Raw genomic sequence first — 16817 nt, forward strand, 5'->3', positions numbered from 1 at the left:
AAACTTTATGGTTCAAATTTCATCATAATAAGGTGAGAATTCTCACTGTTACGCGGAAGGGGCTGGAAGTATGTATATAACAGTAAGTGGAAAGAACATTGAGATAACTGATGCATTGAAAAACATTGTTGACAAAAAAGTGTCAAAACTGGAGAAATATTTCGAACCTCATATAGAAGCACATGCTACATTGAGTGTAGAAAGAAACAGACAGATTATCGAAATTACTATTCACTTTGGGGGAGTAATATTAAGAGCTGAAGAAGTACATGATGATATGTATGCAGCAATTGATTCAGCTGTAGATAAGTTAGAAGGACAAATAAGAAAGCAAAAGACAAAGCTCCAGAAGAAATATCGTGATGATTCACTAAGATTTCAGGTTATACCTGATCCGGTTAAGGATATTGACGATGATGGAGATGAGCCTAAAGTAGTAAAGACTAAAAGATTTGCAATGAAACCTATGTCAGCAGAAGAAGCAGTTCTTCAGATGGAGCTAGTTGGACATAACTTTTTTGTATATCAAGATGCAGATAGTTCAGATGTAAATGTAGTATATAAAAGAAAAGATGGTAATTATGGTTTGATAGAACCAGAATTTTAAAGAGGAGGAAGCGATAAGCTTCCTCTTTTAGATTATATTAGTGAAAATAACTATAATATATCAAGAGATATATGGGATAATATTAATGTATGTGAAGTGAGAGTTTAATGTATAGATAGCATTAGAGCATATAGTTATCAGATAATGTTTAAAATGTAACAAATTTTTAAACTGTATTAGACTGGTCATTATAAAAGTTGAATAGCTGGTAATTAGGTGATATAATCTATAAGGTATATGTAAGCGTAATTTCAATTGGATAAAGTTTATATTTGACTAATAGATATATTCGTCATTGTTAATTGGATAAATTTAATATAGTGAGGATGAAAAAAATGAAAATCTTTCAAAAAATATTTGGATCATATAGTGATAGAGAGTTAAAGAGAATAAACCCTATTGTAGACAGAATAGATGCATTAGACGCTAAGATGCAAAGCTTAACTGATGAAGAACTTAGGGCTAAAACTGATGAGTTTAAAGAGAGAGTCTCTAAAGGAGAAACTTTAAATGCTATTCTGCCAGAGGCCTTTGCAGTAGTTAGAGAAGCAGCATGGAGAACTATAGGGCTAAAGCACTATAGAGTACAGCTTATAGGTGGAATAGTTCTTCACCAGGGTAGAATAGCTGAAATGAGAACAGGTGAAGGTAAAACTCTTGTTGCAACTGCACCAGCATATCTTAATGCCCTAGCAGGAAAGGGCGTTCATATAGTCACAGTAAATGACTATCTTGCAAAAAGAGATAGAGATACTATGGCTCCTGTATATGAATTTCTAGGACTTAAAGTAGGGGTAATACTTCATGATCTAAATCAAGCTCAGAGACAAGAGGCTTATAATTGCGATATAACTTATGGAACAAATAGTGAATATGGATTTGATTATCTAAGAGATAACATGGTTGTTTACAAAGAAGAAAGAGTTCAAAGAGGGCTAAATTTCGCAATAGTGGATGAAGTTGACTCGATTTTAATAGACGAAGCTAGAACACCACTTATAATTTCTGGTGAAGGCGAAAAATCTACTGATATGTATAGAATAGCAGATCATTTTGTAAAAACTCTAGTAAAAGAAAAAGATTTTACAGTAGATGAAAAAGCTAATTCCGTAATACTTACAGATGAAGGTGTGGAAAAGGCTGAAAAATTCTTTTCACTAGAAAACTATGCTGATCCTCAAAATATGGAAATACAACATCATGTAGTTCAGGCATTAAAGGGTAATTATATAATGAAAAGAGATAAAGACTACATGGTTAGAGACGGAGAAGTCTTAATAGTTGATGAGTTTACTGGAAGAGTAATGGAAGGTAGAAGATATAGTGATGGATTACACCAAGCTATTGAAGCAAAAGAAGGGGTTAAAGTAGAGAGAGAGTCAAAAACCCTTGCTACTATTACATACCAGAATTATTTTAGAATTTTCAATAAGTTATCAGGTATGACTGGTACAGCATTAACTGAGGAAAATGAATTTAGAGAAATATACGGTCTTGACGTAGTGGTTATTCCTACTAACAAACCAATAGCAAGAATAGATTTACCAGATGTAGTTTATAAGACTGCTAAAGGAAAATTTAAGGCTGTAGCAGAAGATATAGCTGAAACTTATAAAAAAGGTCAGCCGTCCCTTGTTGGTACAGTAAGTATTGAAAAATCAGAGTTGCTTTCTGATATGTTAAAGAGAAAGGGAATACCTCATCAAGTACTTAATGCTAAATATCATGAGCAGGAAGCAGAGATAATAAGCCATGCTGGAGAAAAAGCAATGGTTACCATAGCTACTAATATGGCTGGTCGTGGTACTGATATTAAGCTTGGTGAAGGTGTTGTAGAAGCTGGTGGATTAAAGATTATTGGTACAGAAAGACATGAGTCTAGAAGAATTGATAATCAGTTAAGAGGTCGTGCAGGTCGTCAAGGTGACCCAGGAGCATCAAGATTTTATGTTTCACTTGAAGATGATTTGATGAGAATATTCGGCTCAGATAAATTAAAAGGTTTAGTTGAGAAACTAGGCCTTGGTGATGATGAAGCTATAGAAAGCAAAATGGTTTCCGGTGCTATTGAAAATGCTCAAAAGAAGGTTGAAGGTAATAACTTTGATATAAGAAAGACTTTATTACAATACGATGATGTAATAAACAAACAAAGAGAGATTATATACAAACAAAGATCTCAAGTTCTTGAAGGTGAGGACTTAAAACAAGATGTAGAAGATATGTTAGTTGATTTAATATCCTCTATAGTTGATTCTCATATTTCAGGCTTAGAAGATGAATTTGAAAATGAGCTAGCTAAACTTATTGAATACATGGAAGAACTATATGTGCCAAGTGGTTCTCTTAAAGTAGAAGAACTAGCTAATCTAACAAATGATGAAATTAAAGAAAAGCTTGTAGAAATAGGCAAGAATATCTATGCTCAAAAGGAAGAAGAGTTTACTCCAGAGCAGATGAGAGAATTAGAAAGAGTTATTCTTTTAAGAGTTGTTGATACGAAATGGATGGATCATTTAGATGACATGGAACATCTTAAGAGAGGAATTGGTCTTAGAGCTTATAGACAGCAGGATCCAGCGCAAGCTTATCAGCTTGAAGGAAGCGATATGTTCAGCCAGATGATTTACAATATTAAAGTAGATACTATAAAGTACTTATTCCATGTTCAGATACAAAAAGCTCCTGAAAGAGAAAGAGTTGTAAAGGAAATCCATACAAACCAAGAAGATGATGATTCAATAAAGAAGCAGCCTGTTAAAAAAGAAAAAACTACAGGTAGAAATGATCTATGTCCATGCGGCAGTGGTAAGAAATATAAAAACTGTTGTGGAAGATTTGAATAATACAGGGGAGTGATTAAATGCTAATTCAATTAGAAGAAATGCTAAATGAATTGAATAAGCTAACTGAAACTATAAAAGAAATTGGGGATTCTCTTTGACGTAGAAAGTATTAAAAATAAAATCGAAGAGCTTCAGAATATAATGCAACAGCCAGATTTCTGGAATGATGTAAATAAAGCTCAAGATACAACGGGAGAAGAAAAATTTCTTAAGGGAAGATTAGATAAATATATTGAACTTAAAGAAAGAATAGAGGATGTTCAATTTTTGGCTAAACTTTCTATAGAAGAAGATGATGCATCTTCTTCTATAGAAATCATAAAGGAAGTAGAAGATATAAAAAAGAATACTGAAAGATTTAGAATAGAGGTACTTCTTTCAGGAGAATATGATAAGAACAATGCAATACTAGATCTTCATGTAGGTGTTGGAGGCACTGATGCTCAGGATTGGACAGAAATGCTTTTAAGAATGTATACAAGATGGGCAGAGAAAAATGGATTTAAGATAGAGACTATAGACTTGTTAACAGCTGAGGATGCAGGAATTAAAAGTGCCACCTTAAAAATAATTGGTGAATTTGCATATGGATATTTAAAAGCGGAAAAGGGAATTCATCGATTAGTTAGAATATCACCTTTTAATTCTAATGGAAAAAGGCAGACTTCCTTTGCATCTGTTGAAGTTTTACCTGAGCTTACTAGCAGTCAAGACATAGAAATAAGGTCAGAGGACATGAAAATTGACACATATAGGGCTAGTGGAGCAGGTGGGCAGCATGTAAACAAGACAGAGTCAGCAATTAGAATAACACATATACCTACAGGAATAATTGTTCAATGTCAAAGTCAAAGAAGCCAACATCATAATAAAGATGAAGCTATAAAAATGTTAAAATCCAAACTAGTGGAATTAAAAGAAAGAGCTCATAAAGAGAAGATAGAAGATTTGACAGGGGAGCTTAAAGAAATTGGTTGGGGAAGCCAAATAAGATCTTATGTGTTCCAGCCTTATACCCTTGTAAAAGATCATAGAACTGGAGAAGAGTCTGGAAATATAGGTGCAGTTATGGATGGAGAAATAGACAATTTTATAAGCGAATATCTTAAGCAAAATAGTAGGGGTTAGAAAGATTATTTTCTAACCCTTTTGTGATTTATCCGATGACTACCCGCTCTAATACTCCCATCTTCTTCAAAGTGTACGTTACGAGCGGCTACGTCTCTGGATTCGTTCAACTAAGAATCAGGTGGGGTTTCAAACCCCATCTGATTCAAGTTTCCACTTCATATATAGAATAAATAGTACCCCTATTAATGATGTAAAGAATATCTCTTTATAATAAAGAAGTATAAGGTTGTACCCAAATCCATACTTTATAACCTCAGTAGAAGCTACCTTGAAGCATCTATCTATATTTTTTGAACTTATAGATGAAGCTTTATCATTTGGAGTATGAATTCTAGTAGTATCCGAGTCGCTAAGTGTTACAGCATCTATATTTTGTTTTCTAAAGTACTCGTGATCGCTAGCATCCTCAAATAAATAGTTAAAATCAATCTTATTCTGTAAACAAATGGTTGAAGTTTCTTTAATAAGAGGGGAATTTTCAGTATCTTTTCTTCCACCCATTATATAAAGCGGTACAGCATTATTAGTTCCTACCATATCAAAATTTATTACTTCACTTCCATTTAGTTTATTTATATATTTATCTACAAAAGCTTTGGAACCAAGGCAGCCAAATTCTTCCGCATTAAAGGCAACAAATATTATGCTTCTTTCAGGTTTGCCTAAGGATTTTATATATTTACTCATTTCTAATATAAAAGCGGTACCAGATGCATTATCTAAAGCGCCATTATATACATTACCGGATAAATCTGTACCTATGTGATCAAAATGTGCTGATAACACCAGTGGAGGGGCAGATAGATCTTTACCCTCTATATAAGCTGTAACGTTGTTTATAGAGGCCTGTTTTGTATCAAAGGGTATAAAGCAATTAATAGTATAATTATCTTTTAAATAGCCTTGTAGTTCTTTTGCAGTAGCTTTTGTAGCCATAATATACATACTGTAGGGAGATGTATGTATAAAGGAACTTCTAAAGTTCAGCTTATTGTTTTCAGGTATATAAAATAGGAAATAATTATTTTCTTTTTCAACCTGAAGGTGTTCACCGCTAAAATTTACATTATCCTTATTATTAAAAGATATATTATTTTTTTTAAAATTTAATAAGTCTTCTTTATAATCAACCCCATATTTATATTCTTTAATTAAGAACCCTTTTTCATCAGTTACGTTTAAATAAGGCTTACCATCGATTTTATGGGGAGACACCGTATCAAACTGTTGGAAGTAACTCCCTTCGTATGGTTTTAGACCATTACGTTCAAACTGATTTTTTACATATATAGCCGCAGTATCATTTTCTAGAGTACCTGCTAGCCTACCTTTAAGGCTATCAGAAGATAAATAATCTATGTATTCTTTTGCTGAACTATCATTAAAAGAATGTATAGAAAAATAAAATTGAAAACTAAGGGACAGTAAGGTACAAAATATAACTAGGAAAAAGGAAAGTAGTTTTTTTATCATTTAATTAGCTCCTTAAATATAAAGATATCTCTAAATATATATTAATTTGCAAAATAGTATATAACTGTTGTAATATATTTTTAGTTGCATAATTAAAAATGGAAGGAAATTGGGAAAATGAATAACATAGTTGAAAGATTAGTAAAAGAATTACAGTTAAATAAAAAGCATGTGGAAAGCGTAATAGAGCTTTTGGATGGAGGAAACACTGTACCCTTTATAGCAAGATATAGAAAAGAAATGACTGGGGATATGAGTGACGTAACTCTTAGAAATCTATCAGAGAGACTTACATATTTAAGAAACCTTCAATCAAGAAAAGATGATGTCATAAGAATTATAGAAGAACAAGGTAAGCTTACAGAGGAGCTTAAACAATCTATAGTAAAGTGTGAAACTCTAACAGAAGTAGAAGATATATATAGACCATATAAGCCTAAGAAAAGAACAAGAGCAATAATTGCAGAAGAGAAGGGATTAAAGCCATTAGCAGAAGTTATATGGGATGGACAGTTTAAAGGGAATATAAAGGACTATGCAGCAGAATTCATAAGTGGTGAAAAAGAAGTAAAATCAGCAGAAGAAGCCCTGCAAGGCGCAATGGATATTATAAGTGAAATTATTTCTGATGAAGCTGAATATAGAAAATGGATTAGAGAATTCGTAAATAAAGAAGGATTAATCCAAACCAGCGGTGAAAGTAAAGAGTCTACACCTTTTGAAATGTACTATAACTATAATGAGGCAGTAAAAAGTATCCCAGCACACAGAATACTAGCCATTAATAGAGGTGAAAAGGAAAAAATTCTTTCTGTTAAAATAACTGCTGATACGGAAAAAATAGCAGAATACTTGAAAGCAAGATGCTTAAAAGGAAATGAAGTTACAGATAAGTTTATAGAAGAAAGTGTAAAGGATTCTTTAAAAAGACTTATATATCCTTCTATTGAAAGAGAAATAAGATCAGAGCTTACTGATAAAGGAGAAGAAGGAGCTATAAAGATATTTAAAGCTAATCTAAAAGCTCTTTTAATGCAAGCGCCAATCAAAGGAATGGTTGTTTTAGGTTATGACCCTGGTTTTAGAACGGGATGTAAGATAGCTGTACTTGATGATACAGGAAAGCTTCTAGATACTTCTACAGTGTATGCTACAGCTCCACAAAATGATATAGAGGGTTCTATAAAGACACTTAAGGATTTAGTTTATAAGCACGATATAGACGTAATATCTTTAGGCAATGGAACAGCTAGTAGAGAGTCGGAAGAGGTCATTGTGAGGCTTATAAAAGAGATTAAAGAGGAAAAAAATAAAGATATTTTTTATGTAGTAGTTTCAGAAGCTGGAGCATCTGTTTACTCTGCATCAGAACTTGCAGCAAAAGAATATCCAGATATAAACGTTTCTTTAAGAGGTGCTATATCGATAGGTAGAAGACTTCAGGATCCATTAGCAGAGCTTGTAAAAATTGATCCTAAGTCTATAGGAGTAGGACAATACCAGCATGATGTTGCTCCTAAAAAGTTAGATGAATCTCTAAGTGGTATAGTAGAAGATTGTGTTAATAATGTAGGGGTAGATTTAAATATAGCTACACCAGCACTTTTATCTTATATATCAGGTATAAATTCAACTATATCTCAAAACATTGTAGCCTATAGAGAAGAGAATGGTAAGTTTAAGAGTAGAAAAGAATTATTGAAGGTTAAAAGATTAGGGGCTAAAGCTTTTGAACAGTGTGCAGGTTTTTTAAGGGTTATGGAAAGTGAAGAGCCTCTAGATAATACAGCTGTCCATCCTGAATCCTATAAGGCAGCTAAAGATTTATTAGATAAATTAGGATATACTATGGAAGATTTAAAAAATAACAAGCTTATAGATATTGATCAAAGGGCTGACAAAATAGGCATAGAATCCTTAGCTGAAGAGTTAGGTATAGGGGTACCTACTTTAAAGGATATAATAAAGGAAATTAAAAAACCTGGTAGAGACCCAAGAGAAGAACTTCCAAAGCCAATTTTAAAAACAGGAATAATTGAGATGTCTCATTTAAAGCCGGGAATGGTACTTATGGGAACTGTAAGAAATGTAGCGGATTTTGGAGCTTTTGTTGACATAGGAGTTCATCAAGATGGATTAGTTCATATAAGCCAGCTTTCAGATAAGTTTGTAAAGCATCCTTTAGATGTGGTTAAGGTTGGTGATATTGTAGAAGTTACAGTGCTTGAGGTAGAGCAAAAAAGAAAAAGAATAGCTCTAACTATGAAAAAGCAGTAGAATCTTTCATATTTAAGGTTATAATTTGAAAATAAAGTAAATATATATATTGAATTTCAAAACAACTTGTACTATAATCAAAATATAGATTAATAAATCTTCAGGGCGGGGTGAGAGTCCCCACCGGCGGTATAGCCCGCGAGCCTTAAGTGGTATGATTCGGTGTAATTCCGAAGCCGACAGTAAAGTCTGGATGAGAGAAGGTAAAGTATGATGTTTATTAGCCCTGGCATTTTTGCCAGGGATTTTTGTTATACTGGTCACCTTCCCAGGAGTAAGAACTTTAAATGGTCTTTAAATTTTAATTATGAGAGACTGAAGGATTAGTAATTCTTTAGGACTTGTAAAGAATATGGAGGGTGTAAAAATGAAGAATGGAAAACTAAACAGATTAGTTAAGATGTCTCTACTAGGGGTAATTGGATTCTTACTTATGTTTATTGAGGTGCCAATTCCTATTTTCCCAAGCTTCTTGAAAATTGATATTAGTGACCTACCTGCCTTGATTGGAGCTTTTGCATTGGGACCTGCAGCAGGAATAGGTATAGAACTATTAAAGAATATACTTCATGGTATATTTAAGGGAGCAGAAACAGCCTTTATTGGTGAATTAGCTAACTTTGTAGTAGGCTCAGTTTTAGTATTTTCGGCAGGATATGTATATAACAAGAATAAAAGTAGGAATTCAGCAGTTTTGGGTTTGGTAGTTGGAACTATAGCTATGACGGTAGTGGCTAGTGTATTTAATTATTTTGTACTTTTACCATTATACGAAAAAGTACTTCATTTCCCTATAAATGCAATAGTAGCTATGGGAAGTAAAGTAAATAGTCATATTACAGATATAAACTCATTAATAGTATGGTCTATAGCACCTTTTAACTTAATTAAAGGAGCAGTTGTTTCTGCTTTAACTATGGCGGCATATAAGAGTGTATCATCAATACTTCATGAGGACGTAAATAGCAATAGAGATTTAGTTAAAAATAATTAAAAGCAGGAAAATCCGGGGGACAACCTCCGGTTTTTTATTACTTTCAAAAATAACTTCATAAAAGAGTATTTATATACGATAATATGAAGTGTAAACTTGAATCAGATGGGGTTTCAAACCCCACCTGATTCTTAGGTGAACGAATCCAGGGACGTAGCCGCTCGCAACGTACAGTTAAGCAGAGAGCCCAAATCTATGATTTGGTGCGAATCGCTTACTCCTCTGACGTAGGAAGAGGAGTTTCATATAAAGCATGGGAGTATTAGAGTGGGTAGTCATCGGATAAGTAAAGCTTCAATTAAATACCTTAATTGCAAAATGAAGAGGAGGGTGTCATGTGGCTGGAATATGGAATGTAAATAGTGTTAACAATGTAGAGGCTAGAAAAATTCTTAGCAAGCTATCCTTTACAGTTGGAGAGAATTTCTTAGCTAGAGTAGTAAATTTAGATAAGGTAACGGGAGAAGTACTGCTAAAGCTTTTAGATGGATGGCAATTTTCCGCAAAGCTACAAAAGCCTTTAGATCACTTGCAAGAAGGACTTTTAAGATTTGAAGTAGATGGTTTTGAAGATGGAAAGCTCCAAATAAAAGTATTAAATAATAAAAAACAGGACGATTTACAGAAGAATACTATTGATTCTCAGTTAGAGGGAAAGGGTATAAATGTAAGTAAAGATGACTATGCATTATTAGATAAAATGGTAAAGCATGAAATACCTTTGACTAAAGAGAATATTTCTAATATAAAAACTTTGGTAGACTTTAGGGATAAAATATCTTCAAATCCGGAGGAAGAAAATGCATTTATAGCAAAGTATATGGATAGTAAAGGTATAAGTGCTGATAGTACTGAAGGTATTAAAGTTAAAGAAACCTTAAAAGCATTTTTCAATCAGTTGAAAAATATATCTGAAGATGATATAGTTACTCTGTTTGAAAATAATATAGATTTGACAGAAGATAATATAAAAAGCTTTAATAATATATTTAAGGGCTCATCTGCCATATATAATGATATAAAAAATAAGTTGGCTAATCTAATTAATCATGAACAAAACACCAGTGGGTTAGCTAGTGAAGAGATCAATAAAACAAATAGTGAAGCTGCATCTAGTAATATAGTAGTTTCAAAAGAAAAAAAGCAGCCAGATAGCAAAAGTATAATGGGTAACAACCCAAATATAATGATGTCTGGTAGTGCTGAGAACCAAATAGATATGAAAGATATAGAAGGTAGTACTGGTGACTTAAAGGACAATGATTTTAAAGTCCATAAGGATTTAAATGAAGTTAAAGTAAGTATTGGTGACAATAGTGAAGCTAATCTAGAAAAAATAACAAAAAAGCCATTAACAATAGATGATATTGCAAAAAATATAAAAGATCAGATAAGTACTAAAACTGAAGAAATGAAAAATATAATAAAGACAGTATTAGAACAAACAAGCGAAGCTAAGCCAGAGTCATATAGTAATATAATTCAGACTTTAGATAAAAGTATAAATGATTTTAAGGTGTTTAATTCTATGTCCAATCAGTACTATTATCTTGATTTACCTATAAACTTAGATAACCATGAATATGAATGTAAACTAATGATAAAAGATGAAAGAAAGAAAGGTAAAAAAATAGATTCCACTGATGTAAAAATAGCAGCCTCTGTAAATACTATACACATGGGAGTAGTGGACGCTTATATAAGAGTTAATAAAAATAATATGAATATAGATATAAAGTGCGACGGAACCTGGATGAAGCTATTAGATATAGGAAAAGATAAAATATTGGGGGACATATCCAGTATGGGTTATAATGTTTATGTTAATGTGGCGGAAAGAGAAAAAGAAATGAACATTACAAACTGTAGGGATTTTTTTGGAGATAACAATTTAGGTGTGATAAATGTAAAAGTATAAATTTACAATAAACTCTTAGCAGATTATAATATTATTAAGAGTTAGATAAATTATGCTTCAAAGTTGTGGGGTATTTAATAATGAATAAAAGAAAAAGGGCAGCAGCATTAAGGTATGAACAAGGGTATCAGTCACCTATGGTAACGGCAGCTGGTATGGGTCATGTTGCAGATAAAATATTACAGAATGCTGAAGAAAATAATGTTCCAATAGTATATGATGAACAATTATCTAATCTTTTAACTAACGTAGATGTTGGAGAGGCTATTCCTTTCGAATTGTATGATGCAGTAGCTAAGGTAATAGCTTATGTAATGGACATAGATAAAAATATGAAGAAATAGAAGGTGGTTACGTGTCATTATATGCCATATCAGATTTGCACCTAGATTTAAATGGTGATAAGCCAATGGATATATTTGGTGATAAATGGTTTAAGCATGATGAAAAAATAAAAAACAATTGGTTAAATAAGATTACTGATAAAGATACAGTGCTCATAGCAGGAGATATATCATGGTCCATGAAAATAGAAAGTGGGATTAAGGACCTAGAATGGGTTCATAATCTACCAGGTACAAAAATTATGACTAAAGGGAATCACGATTTTTGGTGGTCTAGTATTAGTAAGTTAAATAATTTACATGAAGATATGAAATTTATTCAAAATAACTTCTTTATCTATGAAGATTATGCTATTTGCGGTACTAGAGGATGGACCTGCCCTGGAGGAGAAAATTTTACACAGAAGGATGAAAAGATATATACAAGAGAACTTAACAGATTGAGACTTTCATTAGATGCTGCAGCAAAGAATGGATTTAAAAAATTTATAGTTATGCTTCACTACCCTCCTATGAATGAGAAATTATTGGAATCTGGTTTTGTGCAGATATTTAAAGAATATAATGTAGAAAAGGTTGTATATGGACATCTACATGGTCCATCTCTTGCAAAAGCATTAAACGGTGTACTAGATAATATAGAATATATAATTACCTCAGGTGATTATTTGGATTTTAATCCCATAAAAATTTTATAGGTTTTTATGGGATAATTTATTCGAACTATATATCTTAGAGTATAAGTACAAAAATTCATTTTATTTAAAAAATCTTGAGAAGAATCCCTTTTTAGGTTCATTATTCTTATCTTTTTCACCAGAAAAATTAGACTCATCCATATTAGCATTTTCTTTCTCGGTTTCTACTATTATGTCCTTTTGATCTCTAGCACGATCCTTAAGTTTCTGAGGAACTCCTTGAGTAACTATTACTTGGCTAAACCAACTCATGGCTTCGCTGTTGTTTCCAACTCGTCTGTTCAGTTCACCTATAAGATACATACATGTAAACTTATCCATTCCGTAAATAGGAAAATCTTCGTTGAAATAACCGTCGTTGAAACCTGCTAATGCTTGCTTTAAAAAAGTCATTTCATTAGTGCTGTCACCCAGTATCCTATACATCCAGGCAAGCTTTAAACAATTCATAGCTTTTTTACTTGCTTTAGCCTCCATTACAAAATAATTTAATAGAGATAGCTTATATCTTTCTATTGCTATATTTATATCATATACATCAGGATAACTTTTACCGTTCCATTTAGATGTAATTTTTTGTTTTATAGAATCTATTTGAAAACTTCTAATTTTATTAAAGTCATTTTTCATAGCAGAGTATCCGCAGCTGTTGCAGATCCAAACATCATAAAAATAAGGATTTACAAGAGCATAATTAATAAACAAGTCTGAATCTTGTTTTATAACTCTATAGGAGGAAGTTTTAACAGCTCTAGCCTTAAAAATATTTTCACAAACAGGACATGTAACCTGTCTGTCATATAAATGAGATTTTAACTTTTCATCCTCACTTTGCTCTACTTGTTGTTCTACTTCTTTGTTAACTTTTTTTTTGTATAGATCTACATCGCTTACATTGTCAAAGCCAAGATCTTCAAGGCCGGAAAATATATTTTTGGACATATATATAATCACCTTCAATATCAATAATTTGTTATATGATATTATTATATCAAAGAATATGAAGAAATTATATTATTTATTTATAGATAATGTACTATAATATAGTAGTATAATATATAATGATTAAGTAGAAACTTGAATCATACTATGCAGAGGTGAACGGATATGGCTATAGGAGAGTGGAAGACCTTCCTAATACCTTACGAACAGGCAGTTGAGGAGTTAAAGGTTAAGTTTAGGAGTATACGAAAAGAATATAGAAGAAAGAATGAGTATTCGCCTATTGAGTTTATTACAGGAAGAGTAAAAGAAATATCTAGTATATTAGAAAAAGCGAATAAGTTTAATATACCCTTAGATAGAATAGGTTACGAGATGGAGGACATTGCTGGCATAAGGATTATGTGCCAGTTTGTTGATGATGTCGAAAAAGTTGTAGAGATAATTAGAGCAAGAAAAGATATGCAGTTAATATATGAAAAAGACTATGTAACAAATGTAAAAGAAAGCGGATATAGAAGCTATCACGTGATTATAAAATATCCTGTAAATATGGCAGATGGACAAAAGGAAATATTAGCGGAGTTTCAAATTAGAACTTTAGCAATGAATTTTTGGGCTACCATAGAACATTCATTGAACTATAAATACAAGCATAAAATTCCTGAGGATATAAGAAATAAACTTAAAAGTGCAGCTGATGCCGCTTTTAAATTAGATGAACAAATGCTTGAGATTAAAGATGAAATTAAGGATGCACAAAAGCTATTTGAAGTAAAATCAAGTCTTGTGTCAGATATAATGAATAATGTGCTTACTTTGTCATCAATGGGTAAACTTGTTGAATCTACAAGATTTCAAAGTCAATTAAATAAATTAATTGAAGGTGGAGAAGTGTATGAACTGGCTAGTTTATTAAAATCTACAGAAAAAGTATTAGATATGTATAGATAGGGGGACCGAGCCCCCCCTGTTTTTTTATTTCATTATTTAACTACTATATTTACAAGTCTTCCCTTGACGACGATAACTTTCTTTACTTCCTTTTCAGCTAAGAAAGTTTTAACCTCAGCATTGTTAATGGCAGCTTCTTTTATTTCATCTTCAGATAATCCGCTGGCAATGTTCATTTTAGCTTTTATTTTTCCGTTTACCTGAATAGCAATTTCGATTTCGTCCTTTATTAGAGCACTAGGATCGAAAGCAGGCCATTTTTCGTTAAACACAGAGTAATTCATTCCGATAAATTCCCATTGTTCTTCAGCAAAATGAGGAGCAAAAGGCGCAATAAGCTTTATAAAATCAACTACTGCATCTTTTAAGAAAGTAGTATTTTTAACATTCTCTGATAAGTATTTTGAAAAAGCATTAGTATATTCCATAAGTCTAGCAATAGAAGTATTAAATTGGAATCTTGCAGCATCGTCAGATACAGATTTTATAGTAAAGTGTCTAACGTAATTCAACTCTTTTTCTGCTTTATCTAGAGTAGTTTTATTATTAGAAGCTTTACCTATTTCTTCTCTTGCAGATTCAAGAATACGTTCAACTCTATCTATGAATCTTCCTATAGATTTTATTCCATCGTCACTCCATGCGCCACCTTCAGTATAATCAAAACCAAACATTAGATACATTCTGAATACGTCTGATCCAAATTCCTTAATATAGTCATCAGGAGATATAGTGTTTCCTTTAGACTTACTCATTTTTAATCCATCTGGTCCAAGAATTAATCCTTGATGTCTTAGGGATAAAAATGGTTCATCGAAGTTTAAATAACCCATGTCTCTTAAGGCTTTAGTTATAAATCTAGCATATAAAAGATGCATGCAAGCGTGCTCAGGACCTCCAACATACATATCTACTGGAAGCATCTTATTTATCTTTTCAGTATCAAAAGCTATTTCGCTGTTTTTATTATCTGGGTATCTTAAATAATACCAAGAAGAACACACAAAAGTATCTAATGTATCCGCTTCTCTTTTAGCAGGACCACCACAATTAGGACATGTAGTATTAATAAATTCTTTACATTTTGATAACGGAGATTTTCCATCTGGAGAAAACTCTACATCATAAGGAAGTTCAACAGGAAGTTGTTCCTCAGGAACAGCTACTGTGCCACATTTTTCACAATGTACTATAGGAATAGGTGCACCCCAGTATCTTTGTCTTGAAACTAGCCAGTCTCTTAGTCTGAAGTTTACTTTTCCAGAACCTAATTCAATACTTTCAAGCTTTTTAATAACAGCAGTTATACCTTCTTTACCTGAAAGTCCGTCAAATTCTCCACTGTTAACCATTTTTCCGTAGTCAACATAAGGAAGAGAATCTCCGCCTTCTATAACTCTTTCTATTGGAAGATTATACTTTGTTGCAAAAGCAAAGTCTCTTTCATCATGAGCAGGAACTGCCATAACTGCTCCTGTACCATAAGTGTTTAGTACGTAGTCACCAACCCAAATAGGAACTTTTCTTCCGTTTATAGGATTTATAGCATAGGAACCAGTGAATACTCCTGTTTTTTCTCTAGTGATTGACTGTCTTTCTATGTCAGATTGTTTTTTAGCCTGATCTTTGTAAGCTTCAACCTGATCTCTATATTCAGCGATGGTTAACTTATCTACTAGGTTATTTTCTGGCGCTACAACTACGTAAGTAACCCCAAATAGCGTATCAACTCTTGTAGTAAATACATCAAACTGTAAATCGGAGTTATCAACTTTGAATGTTACTTCAGCACCTATAGACTTGCCAATCCAGTGTCTTTGCATAGCTTTAGTTTTTTCAGGCCAATCAAGTTTATCTAAATCCTGTAATAATTCATCAGCATAGTCTGTAATTTTTAGGAACCATTGAGTTAAGTCCTTTTTAGTTACCTCAGTGCTGCATCTCTCACAAGCGCCATCTAGAACCTGTTCGTTTGCAAGTACTGTATTACAGCTAGGGCACCAATTTACTGGAGCATTTTTTCTATAAGCTAATCCTTTTTCAAAAAGTTTTAAAAATAACCATTGAGTCCATTTATAGTAGTCAGGGTTACAAGTTATAACTTCATTATCCCAGTTAAACATAGCTCCCATAGCTTTTAATTGATTTTCCATAGTTTCAATGTTTTGCATTGTAGAATCTTTAGGGTGAATTCCGGTTTTTATAGCATAATTTTCTGCAGGAAGACCGAAAGCATCAAAGCCCATAGGTTGGAATACGTTATATCCCTGCATCTTTTTCATTCTAGCCCATGAATCTACTGGACCATAGTTGAACCAGTGACCAGCATGAAGCTTACTTCCTGAAGGGTAAGAGAACATCTCAAGTGTATAAAGCTTCTTACCTAAATTATTTTCATCAAATTTATAAAGATTTGTTTCTTCCCATTTTTTTTGCCATTTTTCATCAATACTAGTACCATAGTTACCCATTAAAATCGCTCCTTTAGCGTAGTTTATTTATATAAATATTATTTTAACAACAAAAAAGGCTTTTGTCTCTATGCAAGAGACGAAAAGCCTGAATTCCGCGGTACCACTCTTATTAAAACAAATATAATTTTATACTTGCTTTCACTCAAAAATATAACGGTT

12 protein-coding genes, 1 riboswitch and 1 other annotated feature (1 of these 14 cut by a window edge) are annotated in these 16817 nt (G+C 32.5%); of the genes, 9 read left to right on the forward strand and 3 right to left on the reverse strand.

Translation table 11 applies throughout. The annotated features are described in order from the left end of the window. Positions 1-70 precede the first annotated feature (70 nt). The 3 genes from hpf to prfB all read left to right on the forward strand — a co-directional run bounded on the left by hpf (position 71) and on the right by prfB (position 4581). Entirely contained in the window at positions 71-607 is a 537-nt protein-coding gene (gene hpf, locus CLMAG_RS21875; RefSeq protein ID WP_066627519.1) for a ribosome hibernation-promoting factor, HPF/YfiA family, read from the forward strand. 335 nt (positions 608-942) lie between these two features. Beyond that, a complete protein-coding gene (secA, locus tag CLMAG_RS21880; protein ID WP_066627521.1) occupies positions 943-3453 on the forward strand; it encodes a preprotein translocase subunit SecA in 2511 nt (836 codons plus the stop codon). Between the two features lie 17 nt (positions 3454-3470). Continuing rightward, positions 3471-4581, forward strand: a protein-coding gene (prfB, locus tag CLMAG_RS21885) for a peptide chain release factor 2 (protein WP_139264111.1) whose coding sequence is annotated in 2 segments (ribosomal slippage) — positions 3471-3548 and positions 3550-4581 — 1110 coding nt in all. Because the reading frame shifts where the segments join, the coding sequence is not laid out codon by codon here. A gap of 129 nt (positions 4582-4710) precedes the next feature. Here the strand turns inward: prfB and CLMAG_RS21890 are convergent. After that, complete coding sequence (locus CLMAG_RS21890) at positions 4711-6057, reverse strand: M28 family metallopeptidase (RefSeq protein WP_066627526.1); 1347 nt, start codon at positions 6055-6057, stop codon at positions 4711-4713. A 117-nt stretch (positions 6058-6174) separates the two neighbouring features. On the opposite strand from CLMAG_RS21890, the gene CLMAG_RS21895 reads away from it, so the two are divergent. The 5 genes from CLMAG_RS21895 to CLMAG_RS21915 all read left to right on the forward strand — a co-directional run bounded on the left by CLMAG_RS21895 (position 6175) and on the right by CLMAG_RS21915 (position 12288). Further along, a complete protein-coding gene (locus CLMAG_RS21895) occupies positions 6175-8334 on the forward strand; it encodes a Tex family protein (RefSeq protein ID WP_066627527.1) in 2160 nt (719 codons plus the stop codon). 92 nt (positions 8335-8426) lie between these two features. Next, positions 8427-8543: riboswitch (FMN riboswitch) on the forward strand. A 158-nt stretch (positions 8544-8701) separates the two neighbouring features. Beyond that, positions 8702-9328 (forward strand): ECF transporter S component, encoded by a 627-nt coding sequence (locus CLMAG_RS21900; RefSeq protein WP_066627535.1) that lies wholly within the window; start codon positions 8702-8704, stop codon positions 9326-9328. Positions 9329-9665: 337 nt separating this feature from the next. Continuing rightward, positions 9666-11246, forward strand: coding sequence for a hypothetical protein (locus CLMAG_RS21905; RefSeq protein WP_066627537.1), 1581 nt, complete (start codon positions 9666-9668; stop codon positions 11244-11246). An 80-nt stretch (positions 11247-11326) separates the two neighbouring features. Then, positions 11327-11590, forward strand: coding sequence for an EscU/YscU/HrcU family type III secretion system export apparatus switch protein (locus tag CLMAG_RS21910; RefSeq protein ID WP_066627539.1), 264 nt, complete (start codon positions 11327-11329; stop codon positions 11588-11590). A gap of 11 nt (positions 11591-11601) precedes the next feature. Then, complete coding sequence (locus CLMAG_RS21915; protein WP_066627542.1) at positions 11602-12288, forward strand: metallophosphoesterase; 687 nt, start codon at positions 11602-11604, stop codon at positions 12286-12288. Positions 12289-12348: 60 nt separating this feature from the next. On the opposite strand, the gene CLMAG_RS21920 is transcribed toward CLMAG_RS21915, so the two are convergent. After that, complete coding sequence (locus CLMAG_RS21920; RefSeq protein ID WP_066627544.1) at positions 12349-13230, reverse strand: DUF2225 domain-containing protein; 882 nt, start codon at positions 13228-13230, stop codon at positions 12349-12351. Positions 13231-13395: 165 nt separating this feature from the next. On the opposite strand from CLMAG_RS21920, the gene yjbM reads away from it, so the two are divergent. Beyond that, on the forward strand, positions 13396-14184 hold the full coding sequence (yjbM, locus tag CLMAG_RS21925; protein WP_066627546.1) for a GTP diphosphokinase: 789 nt from the start codon (positions 13396-13398) through the stop codon (positions 14182-14184). 32 nt (positions 14185-14216) lie between these two features. Here the strand turns inward: yjbM and leuS are convergent, their stop codons facing one another. Further along, on the reverse strand, positions 14217-16655 hold the full coding sequence (gene leuS / locus CLMAG_RS21930; RefSeq protein WP_066627548.1) for a leucine--tRNA ligase: 2439 nt from the start codon (positions 16653-16655) through the stop codon (positions 14217-14219). A gap of 72 nt (positions 16656-16727) precedes the next feature. Further along, positions 16728-16817: a binding site (T-box leader), on the reverse strand; it runs 127 nt beyond the window's last position.

It is taken from the genome of Clostridium magnum DSM 2767, from assembly GCF_001623875.1.
GTDB classification, from domain to species: domain Bacteria; phylum Bacillota; class Clostridia; order Clostridiales; family Clostridiaceae; genus Clostridium_AM; species Clostridium_AM magnum.

Coding starts and splice junctions, on each gene's coding strand:
- CLMAG_RS21895 (WP_066627527.1), top strand. CDS start 6,175: ATGAATAACATAGTTGAAAGATTAGTAAAAGAATTACAGTTAAATAAA.
- hpf (WP_066627519.1), top strand. CDS start 71: ATGTATATAACAGTAAGTGGAAAGAACATTGAGATAACTGATGCATTG.
- CLMAG_RS21910 (WP_066627539.1), top strand. CDS start 11,327: ATGAATAAAAGAAAAAGGGCAGCAGCATTAAGGTATGAACAAGGGTAT.
- yjbM (WP_066627546.1), top strand. CDS start 13,396: ATGGCTATAGGAGAGTGGAAGACCTTCCTAATACCTTACGAACAGGCA.
- CLMAG_RS21900 (WP_066627535.1), top strand. CDS start 8,702: ATGAAGAATGGAAAACTAAACAGATTAGTTAAGATGTCTCTACTAGGG.
- CLMAG_RS21890 (WP_066627526.1), bottom strand. CDS start 6,057: ATGATAAAAAAACTACTTTCCTTTTTCCTAGTTATATTTTGTACCTTA.
- secA (WP_066627521.1), top strand. CDS start 943: ATGAAAATCTTTCAAAAAATATTTGGATCATATAGTGATAGAGAGTTA.
- CLMAG_RS21920 (WP_066627544.1), bottom strand. CDS start 13,230: ATGTCCAAAAATATATTTTCCGGCCTTGAAGATCTTGGCTTTGACAAT.
- leuS (WP_066627548.1), bottom strand. CDS start 16,655: ATGGGTAACTATGGTACTAGTATTGATGAAAAATGGCAAAAAAAATGG.